Raw genomic sequence first — 24,769 nt, 5'->3', positions numbered from 1 at the left:
CCCGCAAGCTCTCCAAGCAGGGCAACGCCGAGGAGCGCCGGCTCATCTACTGCGCCGCCATGACCGCCTGCCGCTCCCCCGTCTTCAAGGCCATCCGCGACAAGCTCCTCGCCCGCGGCATGTCCAAGATCCAGGCCTATTGCGTCGTCGCTCGCAAGCTCCTTCGCATCGCCTTCTCCGTCTGGCGCTCCAATCAGCCCTTCAACCCTCAGCTCGTCGGAAAGGCTTGACGCTCGACATAGAACCTACGGCAGCAGGTGCTCGCCGGCAAACAGCGCAGCGGCGTCTTCGCGATCCCGGATCAGCCAGGCCTCGGATCCCGACACCAGCACCTCGGCCGCGCGCGGCCGGGTGTTGTAGTTGCTGGCCATGCTCATGCCGTAGGCCCCCGCGGACAGCACCGCGACGCGGTCGCCGGCCTGCACGGCCAGCGCGCGGTCGCGGCCCAGCCAGTCGCCCGATTCGCAGACCGGGCCGACCACATCCCAGGTGAGCGGGGCCTCGGTGCGGCGGCGGCACGGCACGATGCCCATCCAGGCCTCGTACATCGCCGGACGCGCCAAGTCGTTCATCGCCGCGTCGACGATGCAGAAGTTCTTCTCGTCGCCCGGCTTCAGGTAGAGCACCTCGCTGACCAGCACGCCGGCATTGCCGACCAGCGAGCGGCCCGGCTCGAACAGGATCTTGCGGTGGCCGTGGCCGCGCGCATCGATGCGCGCGAGCAACTGCGCGACCAGCACGCCGGCCTCCGGAGGTGTCTCGTCGGTGTAGGTGATGCCCAGCCCGCCGCCGACGTCGACGTGGTGCAGGCGGATGCCCTGCGCCTCGACCGCTTCGACCAGGTCGAGCAGGCGGTCGAGTGCGTCGAGGTAGGGCGTGGCCTCGGTGATCTGCGAGCCGATGTGGCAATCGATGCCGGCGATCTCGAGCCCGGGCAGCCGGGCGGCGCGCAGGTAGGCGGCGACCGCGCGCTCGTGCGCGACGCCGAACTTGTTGCCCTTCAGGCCGGTGGAAATGTAGGGGTGGGTGCCGGCGTCGACGTCGGGGTTCACGCGCAGGCTGATGCGCGCGGTGCGGCCGGCCTCGACCGCCACCTGCGACAGCAGTTCGAGCTCGGGTTCGCTTTCGACGTTGAAGCACAGCACGCCGGTTTCCAGCGCCTCGCGCATCTCGCCGCGCGTCTTGCCGACGCCGGAGAACACCACGCGCGACGCCGGTGCACCGGCAGCCAGCACGCGCTTGAGCTCGCCGCCGGAGACGATGTCGAAGCCGCAGCCGGCCTGCGCGAAGGTCTGCAGCACGGCCAGGTTGGAGTTGGCCTTCATCGCGTAGCAGACCAGGTGGTCGCGCCCGACGAGCGCCCGCTGGTAGCTGCCGAGGGCCGCCAGCATCGCGCTGCGCGAATAGACGTACAGCGGCGAGCCGAAGCGATCGGCGAGGGCGTTCAGCGCGCAATCCTCGATGAACAGGTCGGCGTCGCGGTAGGCGACGAAGGGCGAGCCGGGCAGGGTCATGGGGATCAGAGGGGTGCGGGGGCGGAGGCCGGCGTGGGCGGCACGGCGGAGGCGGCGGGCGGCGATGCCGGTGCGGGCAGCTTCAGCGGGCCCTTCTGGCCGCAGGCGGCCAACGCCATCGCGAGCGCCAAAGACATCATTGCGCCCAGTGTCGAAAGACGTCTCGCTACACTGCGCTGCTGCTGAAACATGCGAACAATTCTACCGGCCATGACTGTCGAGATCGTCCCCACACCCTTGAGCGATGCCCAGTTCCATGCATTGAGCGGCGCCGTGCTGGCCAGCATCGAGGCGAGCGTCGACGCCTGGCTGCAGGACGACGTGGTCGACATCGATGCCGAGCGCACCGGTGGGCTGCTGGAACTGAGCTTTCCGAACGGCAGCAAGCTGGTCATCAACACGCAGCCGCCGCTGCACGAGCTGTGGCTGGCGGCGCGCTCAGGGGGCTACCACTACAAGCACGTCAACGGGCGCTGGCTGGATACGCGCGAGGGGCGCGAGTTCTTTGCGGACATGTCGGCCTGCGCCAGCGAGCAGGCCGGGCTGGCATTGACCTTCACGCCGCCCGCTTGAACCGCTAGCGTTTGAAGAGATCGAGGATTCCCTTCTTCTCTTCCTCGGTCGGCGGCGTCGGCAGCTTGTCGTCCAGGCCCAGGCTGCTGACCCCGCTGCCGTGGGTGTATTCCTCGTAGTACCACTCGCCGCCCATGTTGACGACGCCCTCGGGGGCTGACGGCTCCTCGACCGGCACGCCCTTCAGCGTCGTCTGCATGTAGTCGATCCACACCGGCAGCGACAGGCCGCCGCCGGTTTCGCGGTCGCCCAGCTTGCGCGGGTTGTCGTAGCCGATCCACACCACGCCGACCACGCTGCGCTGGAAGCCGGCGAACCAGGCGTCGTTCGAGTCGTTGGTGGTGCCGGTCTTGCCGTAGACGTCGGGCCGCTTGAGCACGCGCTGCGCGTTGGCCGCGGTGCCCGAGCGGGTGACTTCCTGCAGCAGGCTGTCCATCACGAAGGCATTGCGCGCCTGGATGGTGCGCGTCGTGTCGTCCATCGCCTGCGGCTTGGCCTCGTTCAGCACGTGGCCACGCGCATCGGTGATCTTGCTGATCAGGAACGGGTTGAGCCGGTAGCCGCCGTTCGCGAACACGCCATAGGCGGTCGCCATCTGCAGCGGCGTGACCGAACCGGCGCCCAGTGCCATCGTCAGGTAGGCCGGGTGCTTCTCGGGGTCGAAGCCGAAGCGGCTGACCCATTCCTGCGCGTAGGCCGGACCGATGGCCTGCAGGATGCGGATCGAGATCATGTTCTTCGACTTCGCCAGGCCGCGCCGCATCGACATCGGGCCGTCGAAGGTGCCGTCGTAGTTCTTCGGCTCCCAGGGTTGGCTGCCGGTGGTGCCGGCGTCGAAGAACAGCGGTGCGTCGTTGATCACCGTCGCAGGCGTGAAGCCTTTCTCCAGCGAGGCCGAGTAGATGAAGGGCTTGAAGCTCGAACCCGGCTGGCGCCAGGCCTGCGTCACGTGGTTGAACTTGCTCTTCGCATGGTCGAAACCCCCGACCATCGTGCGCACCGCGCCGGTGCGCGGGTCGAGCGACACGAAGGCGCCCTCGACCTCGGGCAACTGCGTGATCGACCAGTCGCCCTTCGGCGTCTTCAGCACGCGGATCACGGCGCCGGGCCGGATCTGCGTCTTCGGGTTGCCCTTCTCGGCCAGGCCCGAGGTGGCCGGCTTCAGGCCCTCGCCGGTGATGGTGACGGATTCGCCGCTCTGCAGCACGGCCACCACCTTCTTGGGGCTGGTCTCGAGCGCGACCGCGGCGCGCAGTTCGTCGTTGTCCGGGTGCTCGACCAGCGCTTCGGCGATGCGCGCGTCCACGTCGCGGGCATTGGCCGGCAGGTCGATGTAGGCCTCGGGGCCGCGGTACACCTGCCGCCGTTCGTAGTCCATGATGCCCTTGCGCAGCGAGCGGTAGGCCACCGTCTGCTCGCCCGACTGGATCGTCAGGTAGACGTTGAGGCCGCGCGTGTAGGCCTCTTCGCCGTACTGCGAGAAGATCATCTGCCGTGCCGCCTCGGCGACGTACTCGGCGTGAACGACCACTTCGGGGGCGGCACGGTACTTCAGTTGCTGGGCCCGCGCCGCGTCATGCTGTTCCGGCGTGATGAAGCCGTTCTCGAGCATGCGGTCGATGATGTAGAGCTGGCGCTGCGTCGCGCGCTTCGGGTTGATGATGGGGTTGTAGGCCGACGGCGCCTTCGGCAGGCCGGCCAGCATCGCGGCCTCGGCGATGGTGATGTCCTTCAGCGGCTTGCCGAAGTAGATCTCGCTGGCCGCGGCGAAACCGTGCGCGCGCTGGCCGAGGAAGATCTGGTTCATGTAGATCTCGAGGATCTGGTCCTTGCTGAGCAGGCTCTCGATCTTCAGCGCCAGCAGGATCTCGTAGATCTTGCGCGTGAAGGTCTTCTCGGTGGAGAGATAGAAGTTGCGCGCCACCTGCATCGTGATGGTCGAGGCGCCCTGGCTGCGCGACTCGTTGAACTGCGCCAGGCCGGCGCGCAGCACGCCCTTGTAGTCGACGCCGCCGTGCTGGTAGAAGCGGGCGTCCTCGATCGCCAGCACCGCGTCCTGCATCACCTTGGGCACCTGGGCCAGCGGCGTGAAGTTGCGGCGCTCCTCGCCGTACTCGCCGAGCAGCACGCCGTCGGCCGAGTAGATGCGCATCGGCAGCTTCGGCCGGTAGTCGACCAGCCCGCTGACCTGCGGCAGGTTGGGATAGGCCACCGACAGCGCGATGCCGATCAGCATCGCCACGGCCAGCACGCCTGCCAGCGCCCCGCCTGCAAGCCARAGCATTGCCCGGCCGAGCCAGCGTGCCCATGCAGGCATGGACGGCGTGGAGGAAGGGGATCGGCGGTTCGGGCTGGCTGCCGGGCGCTCGGTAGGGCCCTCGGATTCGCTCATGGGACTCCAACAATGGTCGGGACGATTATATGAACCGACTTTGACCGGTCAGTGCCCGAGCGTGAAGTGGTTGGCAACTACCGCCAGGGGCTGCCTAGGGTTGTCCCGAAATGACAATTTTTGGCTCCAGAATCCGTCAGCGTTTAGCAACGAGGATGGGTTGCAAGAAAAGGAAAAATCTTTGTTGCACAAAGGGTTTACTGCTAGCATTGAAGTAACTTCTTAACAATCCAGCGCACGTGTCAGAGTCGATTCGTGTCGCGTTGGGAGATGGCCCTGTGAGCTTCCTAGACCTGTTGTTAGGCCGAAAGCATCCACCGATGATCGGCTTGGATATCAGCTCGTCCAGTGTGAAGCTGGTCGAGTTGGGCCAGAGCGCCTCGGGTGAGTACATACTCGAGCGCTTCGCGGCCGAAAGCTTCGAAAAAGGCTGGATCACCGACGGCCAGATCGAGAAATTCGACGAGGTGGCCGATGCGGTGCGCCGCGTCGTCACCAAGAGCGGCACCAAGACCAAGCAGGTCGTGCTGGCGATGCCGCAGTCGGCGGTGATCACGAAGAAGATCATGCTGCCGGCCGGCCTGCGCGAAGAAGAGCTCGAGCTGCAGGTCGAGTCGGAAGCCAATCAATACATCCCGTTCTCGCTCGACGAGGTGAGTCTTGACTTCTCGGTCATCGGGCCGAGCCCGACCTCGGTCGGTGACGTCGAGGTGCTCATCGCCGCGTCGCGCAAGGACCGCGTCCAGGACCGCCAGGGCTTGGCCGAAGCCGCCGGCCTGAAGCCCGCCGTGCTCGACATCGAATCGCATGCGTCGCGCCTCGCGATGGGCCGGCTGATCGAAGCCCTGCCCAACGAAGGCAAGGATGCGCTGGTCGCGCTGTTCGAGATCGGCGCCGATACCACCAGCCTGAAGGTGCTGCGCGACGAAGAGATGCTCTACGACCGCGACCAGGCCTTCGGCGGCTCGCAGCTGACGCAGCTGATCTCGCGCCAGTACGGTTTCTCGTTCGAGGAAGCCGAGCAGAAGAAGCTGTCGGCCGAGCTGCCCGAAGACTACGAGTCCTCGCTGCTGGCGCCGTTCGTCGACAGCCTGTCGCAGGAGATCGGACGTGCCTTGCAGTATTTCTTCACCAGCACGCCGCACCACAAGGTGCACTACGTGATGCTGGCCGGCGGCACCGCGACGCTGCCGGGCCTGAAGGACCGCGTCACCGAACTGACCGGATTTGCATCGATGGTCGTGAACCCGTTCGAGAACATGAAGCTGGGCTCCGCGGTGCGCGAGAGCAAGCTGCGCCGTGAAGCGCCTTCCTACCTGACGGCCTGCGGGCTGGCGATGCGGAGGTTCTTGCAGTGATCCTGATCAACCTACTTCCGCACCGCGAAGAAAAGCGCAAGCGGCGCAAGGCGACGTTCTTCCTGGGCCTGGGCATGGCCGCGGCGGCCGGCTTGGTCGTGCTGGCCCTGTGGTACCTGGTCCTGCAGCAGATGACGGAGAACCAGATCCACCGCAACGACTTCCTGACGGCCGAGATCCGCAAGCTCGAGACGCAGATCAAGGACATCGCCACGCTGCGTGCCGAGATCGACGCGCTCAAGGCCCGCCAGAAAGCGGTCGAAGACCTGCAGATCGATCGCAACCTGCCGGTGCACGTGCTCAACGAACTCGTCAAGCAGACTCCCGAAGGCGTCTATTTCAACAGCATCAAGCAGGATGGCCAGGTGCTGCTGCTGACCGGCATTGCACAGACCAACGAGCGCGTGTCCGAGTTGCTGCGCAACACCAGCAACAATTCCGAGTGGCTGATGAAGCCGGAACTGGTCGAGATCAAGGCGGCAAGCGTGCAGACAGCGAACCGCGAACAGAAGCGCCTGTTCGACTTTTCGATGCGCGTGAGCATCAAGCGCCCGCAGGACGTCGATGCGGCCGCTGCCTCGGCGTCGGGCGTCCCGCCGGGCGCTGCCGCGAGCGCCGCCATCGCGGCCAAGAAGCCCTGACCATCGAGACGCCATGGCAACGAAGAAATCCGTCAACGTCGATCTGAACTCGGTATTCGGGGCTGCGGCCTCGCAATTCCGCGGTCTCAATCCGAATGAACCCGGCCAGTGGCCCATGCTGCCGAAGCTTGCCAGCTGGCTGGCATTGGGCGTGATGGTGGTGGTGGCCGGCTGGTTCCTGCTGCTGCAAGGGGTCGATGAACAGCTGCAGGCCGAGCGCGACAAGGAACCCACGCTGAAGCAGGACTACCGGGGCAAGCTGGCGCAGGCCGTGAACCTCGAGGAATTGCGCAAGCAGAAGTTGCAGGTCGAAGAGTACGTCACGCAGCTCGAGAAGCAGCTCCCCGGCAAGGCCGAGATGGACGCCCTGCTGTCGGACATCAACCAGGCAGGCCTGGGCCGTGGCCTGCAGTTCGAGCTGTTTCGTCCGGGCCAGGTGCTGGTCAAGGACTACTACGCCGAACTTCCGATCTCGATCCGCGTGACCGGGCGGTACCACGACATCGGCGCCTTCGCGGCCGACGTCGCCAACCTGTCGCGCATCGTCACGCTTCACAACATGACAATCGCCAGCGCCGGCGGCAAGGATGCAACGGGGTTGCTGGGCATGGACGCCACGGCCAGAACCTATCGCTACCTCGACCCGGCCGAGGTCAGCGCACAGCGCCAGGCGGCAGCCAAGGCAGCGGGAGCGAAGAAATGACGGGCACCACAGTGCGCCTGGCAGCGGCAATGAGCGCATGCGCCTTCGCGGCGCTGTCCCTGACCGCCTGCGGCGATGCGCAGGATGAACTGCAGCAATGGATCGAGCAGCAGCGGCGGGAGGCGAAGCCGAGCGTGACGCCGCTGTCGCCGCCCAAGAAATTCAACCCGCAGCCCTACTTGGCTGGTGCCGGCGTCGAACCGTTCAGCACGCAGAAGCTGACGGTGGCCATCAAGCAGGAATCGCGGCAGCCCAATTCGCTGCTGGCGGCCGAAATCAATCGCCGCAAGGAGCCGCTCGAGGCGTATCCGCTGGACAGCATGTCGATGGTCGGCAGCGTGACCAAGCAGGGGCGCCCCTATGCGCTGCTGCGGGTCGACAACCTGCTGTACCAGGTCAAGGCGGGTGACTACCTGGGCCAGAACTACGGCAAGGTCACCAAGATTACCGAGACGGACATCTCGCTGCGCGAAATCGTGCAGGACGCAGCGGGCGAATGGATCGAGCGGACGAGTTCCCTTCAGCTTCAGGAACGGGCGCGGTGAAGAACATGCAGGAGAAACAGATCATGGGTAAGTGGCAAGTTCGAAGCGTTGCGCTCGCGTTGCTCTTCGGCGCGTCCTTGTCTGCCTGGGCGCAGAACGCCATCCAGTCCATCAACAGTTCGCAGCAGGCGGGCGCCGAGGTCGTGCGCATCGAGCTGTCTGAACCGTTGGCGGCCGTGCCGACCGGCTTCACGGTTCAGACGCCGCCGCGCATCGCGCTGGACCTGCCGGGTGTTGGCAATGCCATGGGCAAGTCCAACCTGGACATCAACCAGGGCAACATCCGCTCGGTCAACATTGCGCAGTCCGGCGATCGCACGCGCCTGGTGCTGAACCTGAAGCAGGCGTCCAACTACCGGGCCCAGCTCGAGGGCAAGGTGCTGGTGGTGGTGATGGAAACTGCAGCGCCCGCCGGTGCTGCGGTGGCTGCGGCGAAGCCCGGCATTTCCACCGAAACCCACTTCGCGGACAACCTCAACGACGCACCGCTGCCGCTGAAGGGCATCGACTTCCGCCGTGGCCAGGATGGTGCCGGACGGGTCGTCGTCGACTTGGCGAACAACCAGGTCGGCGTCGACATTCGCCAGCAGGGCCAGAGCCTGGTGGTCGAGTTCCTGCGCTCGAACCTGCCGGAGAACCTGCGCCGCAAGCTCGACGTGACCGACTTCGGCACGCCGGTCCAATCGGTCTCCACGTTCCAGAACGGCGATCGCGTCCGCATGGTGGTCGAGCCGCGTGGCGCCTGGGAGCACAGCGCCTACCAGACCGACAACCAGTTCGTGCTCGAAGTGCGCCAGCAGAAGCAGGACCCGAACAAGCTGGTCCAGGGCCCCGGCTATGCCGGCGAAAAGCTGTCGCTGAACTTCCAGAACATCGAAGTGCGCGCGCTCCTGCAGGTCATCGCCGACTTCACCAACTTCAACGTCGTCACCAGCGACACTGTCACCGGCAACGTGACGCTGCGCCTGAAAGATGTGCCGTGGGACCAGGCCCTCGACATCATCCTGCAGGCCAAGGGCCTCGGCCTGCGCAAGTCGGGCAACGTGATCTGGATCGCACCCAAGGACGAACTGGCCTCGAAAGAGAAGATCGACCTGGAAGCCAAGGCGCAGATCGCCAACCTGGAGCCGGTGCGCACGCAGTCGTTCCAGCTGAACTACACCAAGGCCGAAGAGGTCGCCAAGGGCCTGACGGGCCAGACGAGTGCCGGCGGCGGCGGAACGGCGGGGCAAACCTCGCGCATCCTGACCAACCGGGGCAGCGTGATCTTCGAGACCCGAACCAACCAGCTCTTCGTCAGCGACATCCCGTCGAAGCTGGAGGAGATCCAGGCGATGATCGCCAAGATCGACGTGCCGGTTCGCCAGGTGCTGATCGAGGCGCGCATTGTCGAAGCGAATGACTCGTTCGGCCGCTCGCTGGGTGCCAAGCTCGGCTACGCGGACACGCGCGGCCTGAACGGCGGCGTGGCGGGCTTCAACGTGGGCGGCAACACCCGTGTCGGGATCGGCGGCAACTACAACGCGATCGGCGCGCAGACAGGCCAGTCCGGCACCGCGCTGACCTACAGCAACACCAACTTCGTCAACCTGCCGGCGGTCGGCCAGAACGACTACGGCGCCGCCACCTTCGCGCTGTCCTTGTTCGGCGTCGGCGCCAACCGCTTCCTGAACCTTGAACTGTCGGCGCTGGAAGCCGAGAACAAGGGCAAGATCCTGTCCAGCCCGCGGGTCATCACCGCCGACCAGGTGAAGGCCTTGATCGAGCAGGGCACGGAATTGCCGTACCAATCGGCAACGTCCAGCGGCGCAACGGCCATCCAGTTCCGCAAGGCCAACCTGAAGCTCGAGGTGACGCCGCAGATCACGCCGGAAGGCAACGTCATCCTCGACCTGGACGTCACCAAGGACAGCGTCGGGCAGGTCACGGCCCAGGGCCTGGCCATCGACACCAAGCACGTGCGCACGCAGGTGCTGGTCGAAAATGGCGGCACGGTCGTGATCGGCGGTATCTTCACGCAGGACGATCAGGACACCGTGACGAAGGTGCCGTACCTCGGCGACATTCCGTTYCTGGGCAACCTGTTCAAGGTGAAGACGAGGTCGTCGAAGAAGACCGAACTGCTGATCTTCATCACGCCGAAGGTGGTCAGCGACCGGTCTGCGGTTCGGTAAAAATAGTCTGCAATCACGGGAGGGGGCGACCCGCAGCCCGCCCGTCTTCGCCAACCAGGATATTCAGGTGCTCGATATGAAATTGCCTTTGCTGAACCGCGTTGCTCTGGCCTTGATCTCTGTTGCCGCGCTCGCCTCGTGTGGCGGCGGAGGAAGCGAAGACAACGAAGCGGGTGYGCCCGCTGCCTTCAATGTTCAGCCGGCGGAAATCACGGTGAAGAATCTGAAAGGAACCTGCACCACCGATTTGACGACCGAAGTATTCGTGTATGGCGGAACAGCGCCTTACTACATCAACAACACCTTCCCGACCGGGCTCGTGTTGAACAAGACCAAGGTCGATTCTGCAGGCGGCAGTTTCACCATCACGCTCATCGGAAAGTGCATGGACCCGGGGCTGGTGGTTGTGAAGGACAAGTTGAACCGGACTGTCACGGTCTCGGTTTCCAGCCCGTTCGAGGAGCCCTGAGCGGGTCGGCTCCGAATCGATACATCGGTGTCCCCCGGCCCGACGTCCAGGCCACTGGCATTGATCGGCATGCCCGGGGGCGGCAAGTCCACCGCCGGCCGGCAGATCGCGAAGCGAACGCAGCGCCGGTTCATCGACAGTGATGCCGTGATCGAAGCCCGGATCGGTGAACCGATCCGCAGCTTCTTCGAACGCGAGGGCGAGTCCCGTTTTCGCGACCTCGAAGCCGAGGTCATCGACGAGTTGTCGCACGCCGGCCCCATGGTGATCGCGACCGGTGGCGGCGCGGTCCTGCGGGCGGAGAATCGAACCCGGCTGCATGGGCGCTGCGATGTCGTCTACCTGCGCTCCACGCCGGAAGAGCTGTACCGGCGCCTGCGCCACGACACCCAGCGGCCACTCCTCCAGGTGGCAGACCCGCTGGCCCGCCTGCGCGAGCTGTACCAGCAGCGCGACCCTCTCTATCGCGAGACGGCCCATTTCGTCATCGACACGGGCCGGCCGACAGTGCACACCCTGGTGAACATGGTGCTGGCCCAACTGCAACTCGCAGGCATCCTCGTGCTGACTGACGATGCGGGAAGCGAGCCTTCGCCTCCCCACTGAGCACGCCAGGTCGCCGCGCTAAACTGCCGGCCATGAATTCGCGGCATGAAGACGTGACGATCGAGCTGGGGGAGCGCAGCTACCAGATCCGCATTGGGGCCGGCCTGCTCGCCGATCGGACGGCGCTCGATGGCGTGCCGCACGGGCACACGGCGGTCATCGTGACCAATCCGACGGTCGCCCCCTTGTACGCGCAGCGACTGCAGGCGCTACTGCGTTCCGCGGTGGCCCAGTGCCTGGTCGTCGAACTCCCCGACGGCGAGATCCACAAGGACTGGGCTTCGCTGGAGCGCATCTTCGGCACGCTGTTGCGCGCAGGAGCCGACCGCAAGACCGTGCTGTACGCGCTCGGCGGCGGCGTGATCGGCGATGTCACCGGCTTTGCCGCGGCCTGCTACATGCGCGGCGTGCCCTTCGTCCAGGTGCCGACCACCTTGTTGGCGCAGGTCGACTCGTCGGTGGGCGGCAAGACCGCCATCAACCACCCGCTCGGCAAGAACATGATCGGCGCGTTCTACCAGCCCTTGCGCGTGATCGCCGACCTGGACACGCTGGACACGCTGCCCGATCGGGAGATTTCCGCCGGGCTGGCCGAGGTCATCAAGTACGGCCCGATCGCCGACGACGCCTTCCTGGACTGGATCGATGCGAACCTCGATGCCCTGCGCGCGCGCGACAAGCAGGCACTGGCCTACGCCGTCAAGCGTTCGTGCGAGATCAAGGCGTGGGTCGTCGGGCAGGACGAACGCGAGGCGGGCCTGCGCGCCATCCTGAACTTCGGCCACACCTTCGGCCACGCGATCGAGGCCGGTCTGGGCTTCGGCACCTGGTTGCATGGCGAGGCTGTCGGTTGCGGCATGGTGATGGCGGCCGACCTGTCGCAGCGCCTGGGCCTGATCGACGGTGCTTACGCGCAGCGCATTGCACGCCTCGTCGAGCGGGCAGGGCTGCCGGTGCGCGGCCCGCAGCTGGGCGCGGAGCGCTATCTCGAGCTGATGCGTGTCGACAAGAAATCCGAGGCGGGCGAGATCCGCTTCGTCGTCATCGAGGCCCCCGGCCGCGCCGCGCTGCGATCGGCACCCGACGACCTGGTGCGCGAGGTGCTGGCGGCGAACACGGTCTGAGCATGGTGGCTGACGCGTCGCCGCCGCCGGGTCTGAAGCCCTACGCCTGCGACCCGCGCCGATCGCGCGGGCGCCGCTTGGCCGAACCGGCCGCGCCGACCCGCAGCGAATACCAGCGCGACCGCGACCGCATCGTGCACAGCACGGCCTTCCGCCGGCTGGTCTACAAGACGCAGGTGTTCCTGAACCACGAAGGCGACCTGTTCCGCACGCGGCTCACGCATTCGCTCGAGGTGGCCCAACTGGGGCGTTCGATCGCCCGCAGCCTCGGCCTCAACGAGGACCTGGTGGAGGCGATCGCGCTGGCGCACGACCTCGGTCACACGCCGTTCGGCCATGCCGGCCAGGATGCCCTGGACGACTGCCTGCGCGCGGCCGATCCGGCGAGCGGGGGCTTCGAGCACAACCTGCAAAGCCTGCGTGTCGTCGACAGCCTCGAAGAGCGCTACCCGGCGTTCGACGGCCTGAACCTCACGCTCGAAACACGCGAGGGCATCCTGAAGCACTGTTCGCGCGAGGCTGCGCAACAGCTCGAGGCACGCGAGCCGGGTGGTGTCGCGCACCGCTTCCTGTCACGCCAGCGGCCGAGCCTGGAGGCACAGCTGTGCAACCTCGCCGACGAGATCGCCTACAACGCGCATGACGTCGACGACGGCGTGCGCTCCGGGTTGTTGAGCCTTGCACAGCTGGACGAGGTGCCCTTGTTCGCGCGCTACAAGTCCGAGGCGCTGGCCGAGCACCCCGGACTGAAGGGGCGTCGCCTGCTGTTCGAGAGCATCCGCCGCATGCTGTCGGCCCAGGTCTACGACGTGCTCGATGCCAGCCAGGCGGCGATCGGCGCACACCGCCCCACCAGTGCGGACGAGGTCCGGGCCGCACCGCCGCTGATCTGCTTCAACCCGCAGATGGTGGCCGACAGCGCCGGGCTGAAGCGCTTCCTGCGCCACAACCTCTACCGCCATCCGCAGGTCGTCGCCACCACCGACCGTGCGAAGCAGGTGGTGCAGGAGCTGTTCGACATCTACCGCCAGCGGCCAGCCGAGTGGGTGCCGGACGACGCTGGGGCGCCCGCCACGCTGCGCCAGCTGGCCGACTACATCGCCGGCATGACCGACCGCTATGCGCTGCGCGAGCACCAGCGCCTGACGGGCCGCCGGCTCTTCGATTGACCCGATGGCGCGCCTCGCCCGCCTGTGCATCCCGGGCCATCCCCATCTCGTGTTGCTGCGCGGCCACAACGGCCAGCCGGTGTTCGTGGACGATGCCGACCGGGCCCGTTTCCTGTCGCTGCTGGCCGAGTCGGCCAAGGCCCATGGCGTCGCGATCCACGCCTATGGCCTCGCGACCGGGGAAGTCCAGCTGCTGGCAACACCGGATGCCACCGATGCATTGAGCCGGATGATGCAGTCGCTCGGCCGGCGCTACGGCCTGATGTTCAACCGCCGGCACGCACGCTCCGGCAGCCTGTGGGATGGCCGTTTCCGCGCCGTGCCGATCGAAGCGGAACAGCACTTGCTTGCGGCGATGCGCTACGTCGAGGCGGCGCAGCCGCCGCGCGACAGCTCCAGCGCCGCGCACCATCTTGGACGGCTCACCGATCCAGTTGTGAGCGACCACTCTCTCTATTGGGCATTGGGCAACACGCCTTTCGACCGGGAGATGAAATACCGCGCATGGTTTGAACAAGGCACCTCCTCCAACGAAGCCGAGCGGTTCCAGCGTGCGCTTGCACAGGGATGGCCGCTTGGATCGGCGGCGTTCGTCGCCCACTTGTCATCGACCACGGACCGCCGCTTGGCCGCCAAGCCGCGCGGCCGCCCGCCGAAGCATCGCGTTTGATCTGTCCCTATTTAATTTGCGCGACACCAGCACCCTTCAAAATATGGTGCCTGACCCCATTTATTTTGATTGAAGCCCTTGCTGCGCTGCAGTATTCTTCGGGCCGATCCCAGGTTTCCAAGTCTTCTGACGGAGTGCGCCATGACAACCCAGGCCGACCACGGTGGGGCTTCTCCCGCTGAACTGCAGCAATCGGCCGAGCACGGCCTGTACAGCCCGGCGCACGAGCACGATGCCTGCGGCGTCGGCTTCGTCGCCCACATCCGCGGCCACAAGGCGCACAGCATCGTCGAGCAGGGCCTGAAGATCCTGGAGAACCTCGACCACCGCGGCGCCGTCGGTGCCGACAAGCTGATGGGCGACGGCGCCGGCATCCTGATCCAGATCCCCGACGAGTTCTACCGGGCCGAGATGGCGGCCAAGGGTGTCGAGCTGCCGCCGCCCGGCGAGTACGGCGTCGGCATGATCTTCATGCCCAAGGAGCATGCGTCGCGCCTGGCCTGCGAGCAGGAGGTTGAACGCGCGGTCAAGGCCGAAGGCCAGGTGCTGCTGGGCTGGCGCGAGGTGCCGGTCGATGCCGAGATGCCGATGTCGCCGACCGTGCGCGCCAAGGAGCCGATCATCCGCCAGGTCTTCATCGGCCGCGGCCCTGACGTGATCGTGCCGGACGCGCTGGAGCGCAAGCTCTACGTGATCCGCAAGACCGCGTCCAGCGCGATCCAGCGCCTGAAGCTGACGCACAGCCGCGAGTACTACGTGCCCAGCATGAGCTGCCGCACCATCATCTACAAGGGCCTGCTGCTGGCCGACCAGGTCGGCAAGTACTACAAGGACCTGCAGGATCCGCGCGTCACCTCGGCGCTGGCCCTGGTGCACCAGCGCTTCTCCACCAACACCTTCCCCGAGTGGCCGCTGGCCCACCCGTACCGGATGGTGGCGCACAACGGCGAGATCAACACCGTCAAGGGCAACTTCAACTGGATGCGCGCGCGCGAAGGCGTGATGAAGTCGCCAGTGCTCGGCGAAGACCTGAACAAGCTGTACCCGATCACCTTCGAAGGCCAGTCCGACACCGCCACCTTCGACAACGCGCTCGAACTGCTGACGATGAGCGGCTACTCGCTCGCGCACGCCGCGATGATGATGATCCCCGAGGCCTGGGAACAGCACGCGACGATGGACGAGCGCCGCCGCGCGTTCTACGAGTACCACGCCGCGATGATGGAGCCGTGGGACGGCCCGGCCTCGATGGTGTTCACCGACGGCCGCCAGATCGGAGCCACGCTCGACCGCAACGGCCTGCGCCCTTCGCGCTACATCGTCACCGACGACGACCTGGTCGTGATGGCCTCCGAATCCGGCGTGCTGCCGATGATCCCGGAGAACAAGATCATCAAGAAGTGGCGCCTGCAGCCGGGCAAGATGTTCCTGATCGACTTCGACCAGGGCCGCATCATCGACGACGAGGAACTGAAGAACCAGTTCGCGCTCGCCAAGCCCTACCGCCAGTGGATCGAGAACGTGCGCATCCGCCTCGACTCGATCGAGCTGACCGGCGAACCGCGCGCGTTCAGCGAATCGCTGCTCGACCGCCAGCAGGCCTTCGGCTACACGCAGGAAGACATCAAGTTCCTGCTGAGCCCGATGGCCCAGGCGGGCGAGGAAGGCACCGGCTCGATGGGCAACGATTCGCCGCTGGCGGTGCTGTCGGACAAGAACAAGCCGCTGTACAACTACTTCAAGCAGCTGTTCGCCCAGGTCACCAATCCGCCGATCGACCCGATCCGCGAGGCGGTCGTGATGTCGCTGGTGTCCTTCATCGGCCCGAAGCCCAACCTGCTGGACATCAACGCGGTCAACCCGCCGATGCGCCTGGAGGTGTCGCAGCCCATCCTCGACTTCGCCGACATGGAACGCCTGCGCGAGATCGAGAAGCACACGCACGGCAAGTTCAAGAGCCACGTGATCGACATCACCTACCCGCTCGGCTGGGGCGATGAAGGCGTCGAGGCCAAGCTCGCGTCGCTGTGCGCCGAAAGCGTCGACGCGCTCAAGAGCGGCCACAACATCCTGATCATCAGCGACCGCGCGATGGACCGCGACAACGTCGCGATTCCCGCCTTGCTGGCGCTGTCGGCCATCCACCAGCACCTGGTGCGCGAGGGCCTGCGCACCACCGCCGGCCTGGTGGTCGAGACCGGCTCGGCGCGCGAGGTGCACCACTTCGCGGTGCTGGCCGGCTATGGCGCCGAGGCGGTGCACCCGTACCTCGCGATGGAGACGCTGCTCGGCCTGCACAAGGAACTGCCGGGCGAGCTGTCGGCCGACAAGGCGATCTACAACTACGTCAAGGCGATCGGCAAGGGCTTGTCGAAGATCATGTCCAAGATGGGCATCTCGACCTACATGTCCTATTGCGGCGCGCAGATCTTCGAGGCCATCGGCCTGGACAAGCAGCTGATCGACAAGTACTTCCGCGGCACCGCCAGCCAGGTCGGCGGCATCGGCGTGTTCGAGGTCGCCGAAGAGGCGATCCGCATGCACCGTGCCGCCTTCGGCGACGACCCGGTGCTGGCCGGCATGCTGGATGCCGGCGGCGAGTACGCCTGGCGCGTGCGTGGCGAAGAGCACATGTGGACGCCGGACGTGATCGCCAAGCTGCAGCACAGCGCGCGCGCCAACAAGTTCGACACCTACAAGGAATATGCGCAGCTGGTGAACGACCAGTCGCGGCGCCACATGACGCTGCGCGGGCTGTTCGAGTTCAAGGTCGACCCGGCCAAGGCGATCCCGCTCGACGAGGTCGAGCCCGCGGCCGAGATCGTCAAGCGCTTCGCGACCGGCGCGATGTCGCTCGGCTCGATCTCCACCGAGGCGCATGCGACGCTGGCCGTCGCGATGAACCGCATCGGCGGCAAGTCCAACACCGGCGAGGGCGGCGAAGACCCGGCGCGCTACCGCAACGAGTTGAAGGGCATCCGCATCAGCGCCGGCACCAAGGTCAGCGACGTGATCGCCAACAAGGTCATCGAGGCCGACTACGAGCTGCAGGAAGGCGACTCGCTGCGCTCGAAGATCAAGCAGGTGGCGTCGGGCCGCTTCGGCGTCACGGCCGAGTACCTGTCGTCGGCCGACCAGATCCAGATCAAGATGGCGCAGGGCGCCAAGCCGGGCGAGGGCGGCCAGTTGCCGGGCGGCAAGGTCACCGACTACATCGGCTTCCTGCGCTACTCGGTGCCGGGCGTCGGGCTGATCTCGCCGCCGCCGCACCACGACATCTATTCGATCGAAGACCTGGCGCAGCTGATCCACGACCTGAAGAACGCGAACCAGCGCGCGGCCATCAGCGTGAAGCTGGTGTCCGAGGTCGGCGTCGGCACCATCGCCACCGGCGTGGCCAAGGCCAAGGCCGACCACATCGTGATCGCCGGCCACGACGGCGGCACCGGCGCTTCGCCGTGGAGCTCGATCAAGCACGCCGGCACGCCGTGGGAGCTCGGCTTGGCCGAGACGCAGCAGACGCTGGTGCTGAACCGCCTGCGGGGCCGCGTGCGCGTGCAGGCCGACGGCCAGATGAAGACCGGGCGCGACGTCGTCATCGGCGCGCTGCTGGGCGCCGACGAGTTCGGCTTCGCGACCGCGCCGCTGGTGGTCGAGGGCTGCATCATGATGCGCAAGTGCCACCTGAACACCTGCCCGGTGGGCGTGGCCACGCAGGACCCGGTGCTGCGCAAGAAATTCCAGGGCCGGCCCGAGCACGTGGTGAACTTCTTCTTCTTCATCGCCGAGGAAGCGCGCCAGATCATGGCCCAGCTGGGCATCCGCAAGTTCGACGACCTGATCGGCCGGGCCGACCTGCTCGACACTCGCAAGGGCATCTCGCACTGGAAGGCGCAGGGGCTGGATTTCTCGCGCATCTTCCACCTGCCTTCCGCGCCGGCCGACGTGGCGCGCCGCCAGGTCGAGGAGCAGGACCACGGCCTGGCCCGCGCGCTCGACGTCAAGCTGATCCAGAAGTGCATGCCCGCGCTCGAGCGCGGCGAGAAGGTGCAGTTCATGGAAGAGACGCGCAACGTCAACCGCACGGTCGGCGCGATGCTGTCCGGCGAGCTGGTGCGCCGCCATCCCGAGGGCCTGCCCGACCACACCATCTTCATGCAGATGGAAGGCACCGGCGGCCAGAGCTTCGGCGCCTTCCTGGCCAAGGGCATCACGCTGTACCTGATCGGCGATGCGAACGACTACACCGGCAAGGGCCTGTCCGGTGGCCGCGTCGTGGTGCGCCCGAGCATCGACTTCCGCGGCGACGCGACGCGCAACATCATCGTCGGCAACACCGTGCTGTATGGCGCGACCAGCGGCGAGGCCTTCTTCCGCGGCGTCGCCGGCGAGCGCTTCGCGGTGCGGCTGTCGGGTGCGACCGCGGTGGTCGAAGGCACCGGCGACCACGGCTGCGAGTACATGACCGGCGGCACGGTGGCGGTGCTCGGCAGGACCGGGCGCAACTTCGCGGCCGGCATGAGCGGCGGCGTGGCCTACGTGTTCGACGAGGACGGCCAGTTCGCCAAGCGCTGCAACACCGCGATGGTGCAGCTCGACAAGGTGCTGGGCGCGGCCGAGCAGGAGGCCACGGTCGACAAGGCGGTGTGGCACCTGGGCCAGACCGACGAGGCGATCCTGCGCAAGCTGCTGGACGACCACCACCGCTGGACCGGCAGCCTGCGCGCGCGAGAGATCCTCGACACCTGGGCCGAATCGCGCGGCCGCTTCGTGAAAGTGTTCCCGAGCGAGTACAAGCGCGCGCTCGGCGAGATCAATGCCGCGAAGCAGGCCGACGACACGATCGCGAAGGCGAAATCGCCTGAGAAGAGCGCCCCCGAGAAGAGCGGCGCCAAGAGCCGCACCAAGGCCTGAGCAGGCCCCAGCCCAACCGTCCGGAGTAGCAAGAGATCATGGGAAAAGTCACCGGCTTCATGGAGTACGAGCGCCTGGAAGAGGGCTACGCGCCCGTGCAGGCGCGCCTGAAGAACTACAACGAGTTCGTGATCGGCCTGAAGACCGATGATGCGAAGATCCAGAGCGCGCGCTGCATGGACTGCGGCACGCCGTTCTGCAACAGCGGCTGCCCGGTCAACAACATCATCCCGGACTTCAACGACCTGGTGTACCGCAACGACTGGCGCAATGCCATCGAGGTGCTGCACTCGACGAACAACTTCCCCGAGTTCACCGGCCGCATCTGCCCCGCGCCCTGCGAGGCGGCCTGCACGCTGAACGTCAACGACGACGCGGTCGGCATCAAGAGCATCGAGCACGCGATCATCGACCGCGCCTGGGCCGAGGGCTGGGTGCAGCCGCGCGTGCCGAAGGCGAAGACTGGCAAGAAGGTGGCGGTGGTCGGCTCCGGGCCGGCGGGCCTGGCGGCCGCGCAGCAGCTGGCGCGTGCCGGCCACGACGTGACGGTGTTCGAGAAGAACGACCGCATCGGCGGCCTGCTGCGCTACGGCATCCCCGACTTCAAGATGGAGAAGTCGCACATCGATCGCCGCGTCGAGCAGATGCAGGCCGAGGGTGTGCAGTTCCGCACCGGCGTGATCGTCGGCAAGCTGCCCGAAGGCAGCAAGGTCACCAACTGGGCCAAGGAAAGCATCACGCCCGACGAGCTGAAGGCGCAGTTCGACGCCGTCGTGCTGGCCGGTGGCGCCGAACAGTCGCGCGACCTGCCGGTGCCGGGGCGCGACCTGGACGGCGTGCACTTCGCAATGGAGTTCCTGCCGCAGCAGAACAAGATCAACGCCGGCGACAAGCTGAAGAGCCAGTTGCGCGCCGATGGCAAGCACGTGATCGTGATCGGCGGCGGCGACACCGGCAGCGATTGCGTGGGCACTAGCAACCGCCACGGCGCGAAGAGCGTCACGCAGTTCGAGCTGATGCCGATGCCGCCGGTCGAAGAGAACAAGCCGCTGGTCTGGCCCTACTGGCCGATCAAGCTGCGCACCAGCTCCAGCCACGAAGAAGGCTGCGAGCGCGAGTTCGCGATCGCCACCAAGGAGTTCATCGGCGGCGAGGGCAAGGACAAGGGCAAGCTGAAGGCGCTGAAGGCGGTGCGCGTCGAGTGGCAGGGCGGCAAGATGACCGAGGTGGCGGGCAGCGAGCAGACGCTGCCGGCCGACCTGGTGCTGCTGGCGATGGGCTTCGTCAGCCCGGTGGCCAGCGTGCTCGATGCGTTCGGCGTCGACAAGGATGCGCGCGGCAACGCGCGCGCCAGCACCGAGTTCACAGGTGGTTACGCGACCAACGTCGACAAGGTGTTCGCCGCCGGCGACGTGCGGCGTGGGCAGTCGCTGGTGGTCTGGGCCATCCGTGAAGGGCGCCAGGCTGCGCGGGCGGTGGACGAATTCCTGATGGGCGCGAGCGACCTGCCGCGCTGATCCGCGGCGGCCGTGGCCCGAAGGCAAAAAAGGGCGGCAGCGCCGAAACGCTGCCGCCCTTCATGCTTTCTTCTGGCTGTCGACTACCGGTTCCAGCAGCCGTCCAGGCCCGGCGTGCCGGACACGGTTGCCACGCCCTTGCTGTCGAGCGACATGTTGCCGCACCGGTCGTTCGCCATTGCGCCGCGGGGCACCACGCGCAGCCAGTAGGCCGAGGCCGACGGTGCCGAGGCGGCGGCAGCCGTGCCGAGCGACAACGTGTAGTAGTTCGACAGAGGCGACTTCAGCGCCGGCAGGGACGAGTCGGTGACGGCCGCATAGCTGCTGCTGACCGTGTACTGCCGTTCCATCCACTGCGCCGCGTCCATCAGGGCCGCCTTGGCGTCGGCCCGCCGGCTGCGGGCGATCTGTTCGGTGTAGGCCGGGTAGGCGATGGCGGCAAGGATGCCGACGATCGCCACCGTGATCATCAGCTCCATCAAGGTGAAGCCGGCGGCGCTGGTTCGATAGCGGTGCATCGTGGGGTGCATCATGGAAGTCCCTGAAGTCTCGGTTCGGTCGATGGGGTGGCTCATCGGATCTGGCGCCAGGTCACGCGGGCCTTCCCGTCGCAGGTCTTGACGCTCTCGCTGGTCGTGCTCGTGTCCGACACGCCGGCCACGAGCGTGCCGGTGCCGCCGCCGGTGCAAGGCACCGTCTTGTTGGCCTCGACACCGCCCAGGTTGGCGCCCGTCTGGCCCCGGCTGGTGGCAGCTTCGAGCGTGACGCCGGTGCTGCCCTGCTTGCCAAGGATCTTCGGCAGCGACAGGATGCCGCCGGCGACCTGGCGCACGTTGGCGCCGGCATCCGAGCTGTTGATCGAGCTGTCGCGGTTGGCATCGAACACGCTGAAGGTGGGTGCCTGGCCGGTGATCGGGTCCAGCGTGAAGATGCGCGCCGTACCACCGGCGCTGCAAGGCTGGGTCGACGGCGTGTTCGCCACCACGAACAGCACGCGGCCCTGCTGTTGCGGATTCACGTTGACGCGTTCACCGGTTGCCGCCGTCAGGTTGATGTACCAGCCGCGCTTGGTGGCCCAGTCGACCGTGTTCGAGCTGGTGCCCTGGAATCCGGTGAAGCTGGTCGCTGCCACGGTCTGCGCCACCAGCGTCGAGTTGCCGCTGATGCCGGCGGTCGCCCCCGGCTTGTCCCAGATGCCGTAGATGGCCTGGGTGTTCAGGTTCACGTTCGTCGCCACGCTGGTGGCCGTGTCTTCCGTCTCGTAGAGCTTGCCGGTGCCGAACGTGATCAGTTGGCCGCCGGCGCTCGTGTGGAAGCTGATCTCCGGCATCACCGTGATCGGTTGGTTGGCGCTGCCCGCGAACAGCGGCTGGCCGCTGAACGCCACCTTCCAGTTGGTGCGGACTGCGTCGTCCACGTCGAACTTCCACAGGTTGCCCTTCAGGTCGCCGGCGTAGATCGCCGTGACTTCGCGGTTCGCGTTCAGCACGAAGTTCGGCTGGCTGAGGCCGTTGCCGGTGTTGGCGGTGCCGACCGGCTGCTGCCACACGATCGCGCCGGTCTGCAGGTTCAGCAGGAACAGCGTGGCCTGCCCGTTGGTGCTGTCGTAGCCGTTGCCGAACATCGCGACCCAGGTGCCGTCGCGCATCTGCGCCACGTGCGGATAGGCGATCACGCTGCCCATGTAGCCGGCGCTCGTGTTGGTGCTGTCGTCGCCGGAGAACTCCCACAGGACGTTGCTGGCACCGAAGCCGCCGGTACCGACGGCCGGGTTGGTGACGTCCACCCCGAACACCGAGCGCGCGCCGGCGCCGGTGGAGCCCACCAGCACCGTTTTCCAGGCCGTCGAGAAGTAGGCGTCTGCCAGCTGCGGCGGGCCGTTGACGGTGAACAAGTGGGTGTAGGACGGGTCGGTCAGGGCCTTCAACTTCTGCACCGTCTGCACGGTGCCCGAGTACAGCGTGCGGGGCACGGTGAAGACGGAGTTGGGGACGAAGGCGAAGCGTTCGGCGCCGTCGGCTGTACTGACAGCGTGCAGCATGCCGTCATTGGCACCGAAGAACAGCGTCGCGCGCATGTTGTCCAGCGCCGTCGACGAGGTCGAGCGGAACGCCGCGTAGCTGTCCTGGCCCGGCGTGCCGGCCTTCATGCGCTGGTAGCCGCCACCGTCGTCGGGGCCCTTGATCGGGCTGCCGCCGACGATGTCGCCCAGCACGCCTGCCGTGGCGGTGTCGCGCACGCGGTCGCGCAGCGAGCCGCCGTTCTGCGCCTCCTTGGCATCGCTGCCGCGCAGCCAGTCCAGCAGGGTCTGGTCGTTGTTCAGCGCGCTGCGCTGGGTGCCGTTGAGCCCGGCCCAGGTGAACGGCGCGGCCGTCTTCGGCACCGCGAGCGGATTCCAGGTGAAGATGTTGCGGTTGGCCGGGGTCGGCATGGCCTTGGACACCTCCCAGTTCGCCTTTGTCGGGTCGGTGTTCACCGTGCCGTCGGCGGCCAGCGAGAACGAGTACACGCGGCCCGACCAGCCATAGGGGTTGTAGATCGCCTGGAACACCTGGGTGCCCGCGGCCGCCGAGCCGGTGCTGGTTTCGAGGTTGGCGGTGGCCTGCGGCTGGTTGACGGCCTCGCTCAGCGCCGAAGCGATGCCGGTCGACAACTCGGTCGGGTTGGTGGCCGAGAAGTAGCGCCCGTGGCCGTTGATCGATGCGTGGATCAGGTCGTCACCGGTTGCGGCGGAATCGGCGGTCGCTTGCGTCCAGATCATCTCCACCTTGTCCTTGACCAGCAGGTCGCGCAGGCCCTGCGACGACAGCCAGGTCTGGCCACGGTACGGGTAGTAGGCCGACGCCGAGGAGGTGGTCAGCGGCACGATGTACTGCCCGAGCGCATTGGTCTCGGTCGCGGCCGTCTTCGGACGGACCTTGCCGGTGCCGGTGATGCCCAGGCCGACCGTGAAGGTGGTCAGGTGCTGCCAGAACGCCGGGTCTCGCGTCGAGGCCGAGATCCGGTTGTCGACGCCGGTTTGCAGGTCGGTCTTCCAATAGTAGGCGGCGACGTCGGCGAGCGTGTTGGTGTTGGCCGCGTTGTTGTCGTTGAACGGGCTGACCGAGAAGCGGCCCGCCAGCGTTCCCGCGGTGCCGGTGTCGGTGTAGGTGTAGCCGACCGTTCCGCCGTACGGCACCGGTGTCGACCCGGTGAAGTTGTCGTTGTTGTTGTTGGCGGGGGAACTGGCGTCGTCGCCGTTCCAGAAGCCGTCGGTGCTCATGATGTGGAAGGAGCGGCGGCATGAGTCCGCGCTTCCCGCCAGCGTGGCAGTGTCCTCGGCCCACGGGCTCGTGGTTGCCGTGCCCTCGAAATACTTGCCAACGTTGTCCATCGCCTCGCGCAACGGCGTGCTGCCGTTGTTGCCGATCTTGTACAGCTCGCCGTAGAACCCGCTGCGGTTGGTGCCGCTGAACTGGGCGACTGCCCGGCGCGGGTTCGAGCTGTTCCTGTTGATGGTCGTGAAGCCGACGCGCAGGTTCGTGCCCTGCAGCGCGAACGCTGCCGACACGCCGCCCTTGGCCATCAGCATGCGGCTGCGGTAGTACTGCAGCCAGTTGGCGAAGTTCTGCAGCTCTTCGGCATAGGTGCAACCCGTCGCACCGACGGCACCGCTGCAATCGGTTCGCGCGGCATCGCGCGGGTACGCAGTGACGCCGGGCTTCACTTCGTACTTGACGAACTTCGACTCCATGTTGAGGGTCGTGTTCGGGTTGGCCGCAGGCAGCGGATTGGCTGCGTCGTCGGTGTAGACGTAGTAGGTCGCGAGCCAATAGCTGTCGTTCTGGCTGGTCGATCCGACGTTGCCCTGCTGCACGGTGAGGTCGAGCTGGCGGCCGGTCTGGGTCGGATCGAGGGAGTCGATGTTCACCGCCTTGACGTTGGCCTTCGTCATCCGCTTGGTGTCGTCGGATGCGTCGGGCCAGGGCAGGTAGGCGACCTTCGGGTTGTAGTAGAGCGGGTTGCCGGACGACGAGCGCATGTAGCGCGCGATGGCATTGTCGCTGCGGTAGTAGGTGGTGGACAGGTAGCCCGAACCGTTCTTCCACATGGAAGGCAGTTGGGATCCGTTGCCGGCCTCGTTGCGGGTGCCGCAGTTGCTGCTGTCGGTCAGCGACGAGCTGTTCGGCATGCCGGCGGTGCAGCGGACGAAGTCCGGGATGGCATCCGAGGTCATCGAGCCCGAATCGTCCAGCGTGTACATCACGTTGGGCAAGGGCGGCGCGACGTAGATGCCGGGGTTCTGCGACACCGTGGCATAGGCGGGGAACACGGCGTGTGCCAGCAGCACTTCCAGGATCACCGCGGCGACGACGCGCTTCGGCTGCATCCAGTGGCGGGAGGGGGTTTTCATCATCGTT

General features: G+C 66.6%; 18 protein-coding genes and 1 pseudogene. 14 read left to right on the top strand and 5 right to left on the bottom strand.

Going from position 1 to position 24,769, the window contains the following annotated elements:
* Positions 1–230, top strand: a pseudogene (locus AC1DYN_RS11815) (IS110 family transposase); the annotation flags it as partial.
* A gap of 15 nt (positions 231–245) precedes the next feature.
* Here the strand turns inward: AC1DYN_RS11815 and lysA are convergent.
* Both lysA and lptM read right to left on the bottom strand, forming a co-directional pair.
* On the bottom strand, positions 246–1,514 hold the full coding sequence (lysA, locus tag AC1DYN_RS11810) for a diaminopimelate decarboxylase (protein WP_477959587.1): 1,269 nt from the start codon (positions 1,512–1,514) through the stop codon (positions 246–248).
* A 5-nt stretch (positions 1,515–1,519) separates the two neighbouring features.
* Positions 1,520–1,705 carry an LPS translocon maturation chaperone LptM gene (lptM, locus tag AC1DYN_RS11805; protein WP_477959585.1) on the bottom strand — a complete coding sequence of 62 codons (186 nt, stop codon included), beginning with the start codon at positions 1,703–1,705 and terminating at the stop codon, positions 1,520–1,522.
* 46 nt (positions 1,706–1,751) lie between these two features.
* Here lptM and cyaY point away from each other — a divergent pair, with 46 nt between their 5' ends.
* The gene (gene cyaY, locus AC1DYN_RS11800) at positions 1,752–2,087 is read left to right on the top strand and encodes an iron donor protein CyaY (RefSeq protein WP_477959595.1); all 336 of its coding nucleotides are present in this window, start codon (positions 1,752–1,754) and stop codon (positions 2,085–2,087) included.
* 4 nt (positions 2,088–2,091) lie between these two features.
* Here cyaY and AC1DYN_RS11795 read toward each other — a convergent pair whose 3' ends face one another.
* Entirely contained in the window at positions 2,092–4,479 is a 2,388-nt protein-coding gene (locus tag AC1DYN_RS11795; RefSeq protein ID WP_477959583.1) for a penicillin-binding protein 1A, read from the bottom strand.
* A gap of 320 nt (positions 4,480–4,799) precedes the next feature.
* Between AC1DYN_RS11795 and AC1DYN_RS11790 the strand changes: the two genes are divergently transcribed.
* The 12 genes from AC1DYN_RS11790 (at position 4,800) to AC1DYN_RS11735 (ending at position 20,369) form a co-directional block, all read left to right on the top strand.
* Positions 4,800–5,837, top strand: a complete 1,038-nt coding sequence (locus tag AC1DYN_RS11790) for a pilus assembly protein PilM (protein WP_477959581.1) — start codon at positions 4,800–4,802, stop codon at positions 5,835–5,837.
* Entirely contained in the window at positions 5,834–6,478 is a 645-nt protein-coding gene (locus tag AC1DYN_RS11785; protein ID WP_477959580.1) for a PilN domain-containing protein, read from the top strand. The genes AC1DYN_RS11790 and AC1DYN_RS11785 overlap by 4 nt, the downstream gene beginning before the upstream one ends.
* Positions 6,479–6,491: 13 nt before the next feature.
* Complete coding sequence (locus AC1DYN_RS11780; RefSeq protein WP_477959578.1) at positions 6,492–7,181, top strand: type IV pilus inner membrane component PilO; 690 nt, start codon at positions 6,492–6,494, stop codon at positions 7,179–7,181.
* Positions 7,178–7,726 (top strand): pilus assembly protein PilP, encoded by a 549-nt coding sequence (locus tag AC1DYN_RS11775; protein ID WP_477959575.1) that lies wholly within the window; start codon positions 7,178–7,180, stop codon positions 7,724–7,726. Before AC1DYN_RS11780 ends, AC1DYN_RS11775 begins: the two co-directional genes overlap by 4 nt.
* Before the next feature lie 23 nt (positions 7,727–7,749).
* Positions 7,750–9,900, top strand: a complete 2,151-nt coding sequence (locus tag AC1DYN_RS11770) for a type IV pilus secretin PilQ (RefSeq protein ID WP_477959573.1) — start codon at positions 7,750–7,752, stop codon at positions 9,898–9,900.
* Between the two features lie 67 nt (positions 9,901–9,967).
* Positions 9,968–10,369, top strand: a complete 402-nt coding sequence (locus AC1DYN_RS11765; protein WP_477959571.1) for a hypothetical protein — start codon at positions 9,968–9,970, stop codon at positions 10,367–10,369.
* 69 nt (positions 10,370–10,438) lie between these two features.
* Positions 10,439–10,975 (top strand): shikimate kinase, encoded by a 537-nt coding sequence (locus tag AC1DYN_RS11760; RefSeq protein ID WP_477959593.1) that lies wholly within the window; start codon positions 10,439–10,441, stop codon positions 10,973–10,975.
* Between the two features lie 32 nt (positions 10,976–11,007).
* Positions 11,008–12,099: a 3-dehydroquinate synthase gene (gene aroB, locus AC1DYN_RS11755; RefSeq protein WP_477959569.1), complete on the top strand. Its 1,092-nt coding sequence runs from the start codon at positions 11,008–11,010 to the stop codon at positions 12,097–12,099.
* Positions 12,100–12,101: 2 nt separating this feature from the next.
* The gene (locus AC1DYN_RS11750; protein ID WP_477959567.1) at positions 12,102–13,268 is read left to right on the top strand and encodes a deoxyguanosinetriphosphate triphosphohydrolase; all 1,167 of its coding nucleotides are present in this window, start codon (positions 12,102–12,104) and stop codon (positions 13,266–13,268) included.
* A gap of 4 nt (positions 13,269–13,272) precedes the next feature.
* Entirely contained in the window at positions 13,273–13,938 is a 666-nt protein-coding gene (locus tag AC1DYN_RS11745; protein WP_477959565.1) for a transposase, read from the top strand.
* 141 nt (positions 13,939–14,079) lie between these two features.
* Positions 14,080–18,852 (top strand): glutamate synthase-related protein, encoded by a 4,773-nt coding sequence (locus tag AC1DYN_RS11740; protein ID WP_477959563.1) that lies wholly within the window; start codon positions 14,080–14,082, stop codon positions 18,850–18,852.
* 38 nt (positions 18,853–18,890) lie between these two features.
* On the top strand, positions 18,891–20,369 hold the full coding sequence (locus tag AC1DYN_RS11735) for a glutamate synthase subunit beta (RefSeq protein WP_477959561.1): 1,479 nt from the start codon (positions 18,891–18,893) through the stop codon (positions 20,367–20,369).
* An 83-nt stretch (positions 20,370–20,452) separates the two neighbouring features.
* Here AC1DYN_RS11735 and AC1DYN_RS11730 read toward each other — a convergent pair whose 3' ends face one another.
* Both AC1DYN_RS11730 and AC1DYN_RS11725 read right to left on the bottom strand, forming a co-directional pair.
* Positions 20,453–20,887 carry a type IV pilin protein gene (locus AC1DYN_RS11730; RefSeq protein ID WP_477959559.1) on the bottom strand — a complete coding sequence of 145 codons (435 nt, stop codon included), beginning with the start codon at positions 20,885–20,887 and terminating at the stop codon, positions 20,453–20,455.
* A 53-nt stretch (positions 20,888–20,940) separates the two neighbouring features.
* Positions 20,941–24,762 carry a pilus assembly protein gene (locus AC1DYN_RS11725; protein WP_477959556.1) on the bottom strand — a complete coding sequence of 1,274 codons (3,822 nt, stop codon included), beginning with the start codon at positions 24,760–24,762 and terminating at the stop codon, positions 20,941–20,943.
* Between the last annotated feature and the right edge of the window lie 7 nt (positions 24,763–24,769).

It is taken from the genome of Rhizobacter sp. P2_D12 (assembly GCF_056404395.1).
This window is presented reverse-complemented; position numbering and strand designations above follow the sequence as displayed.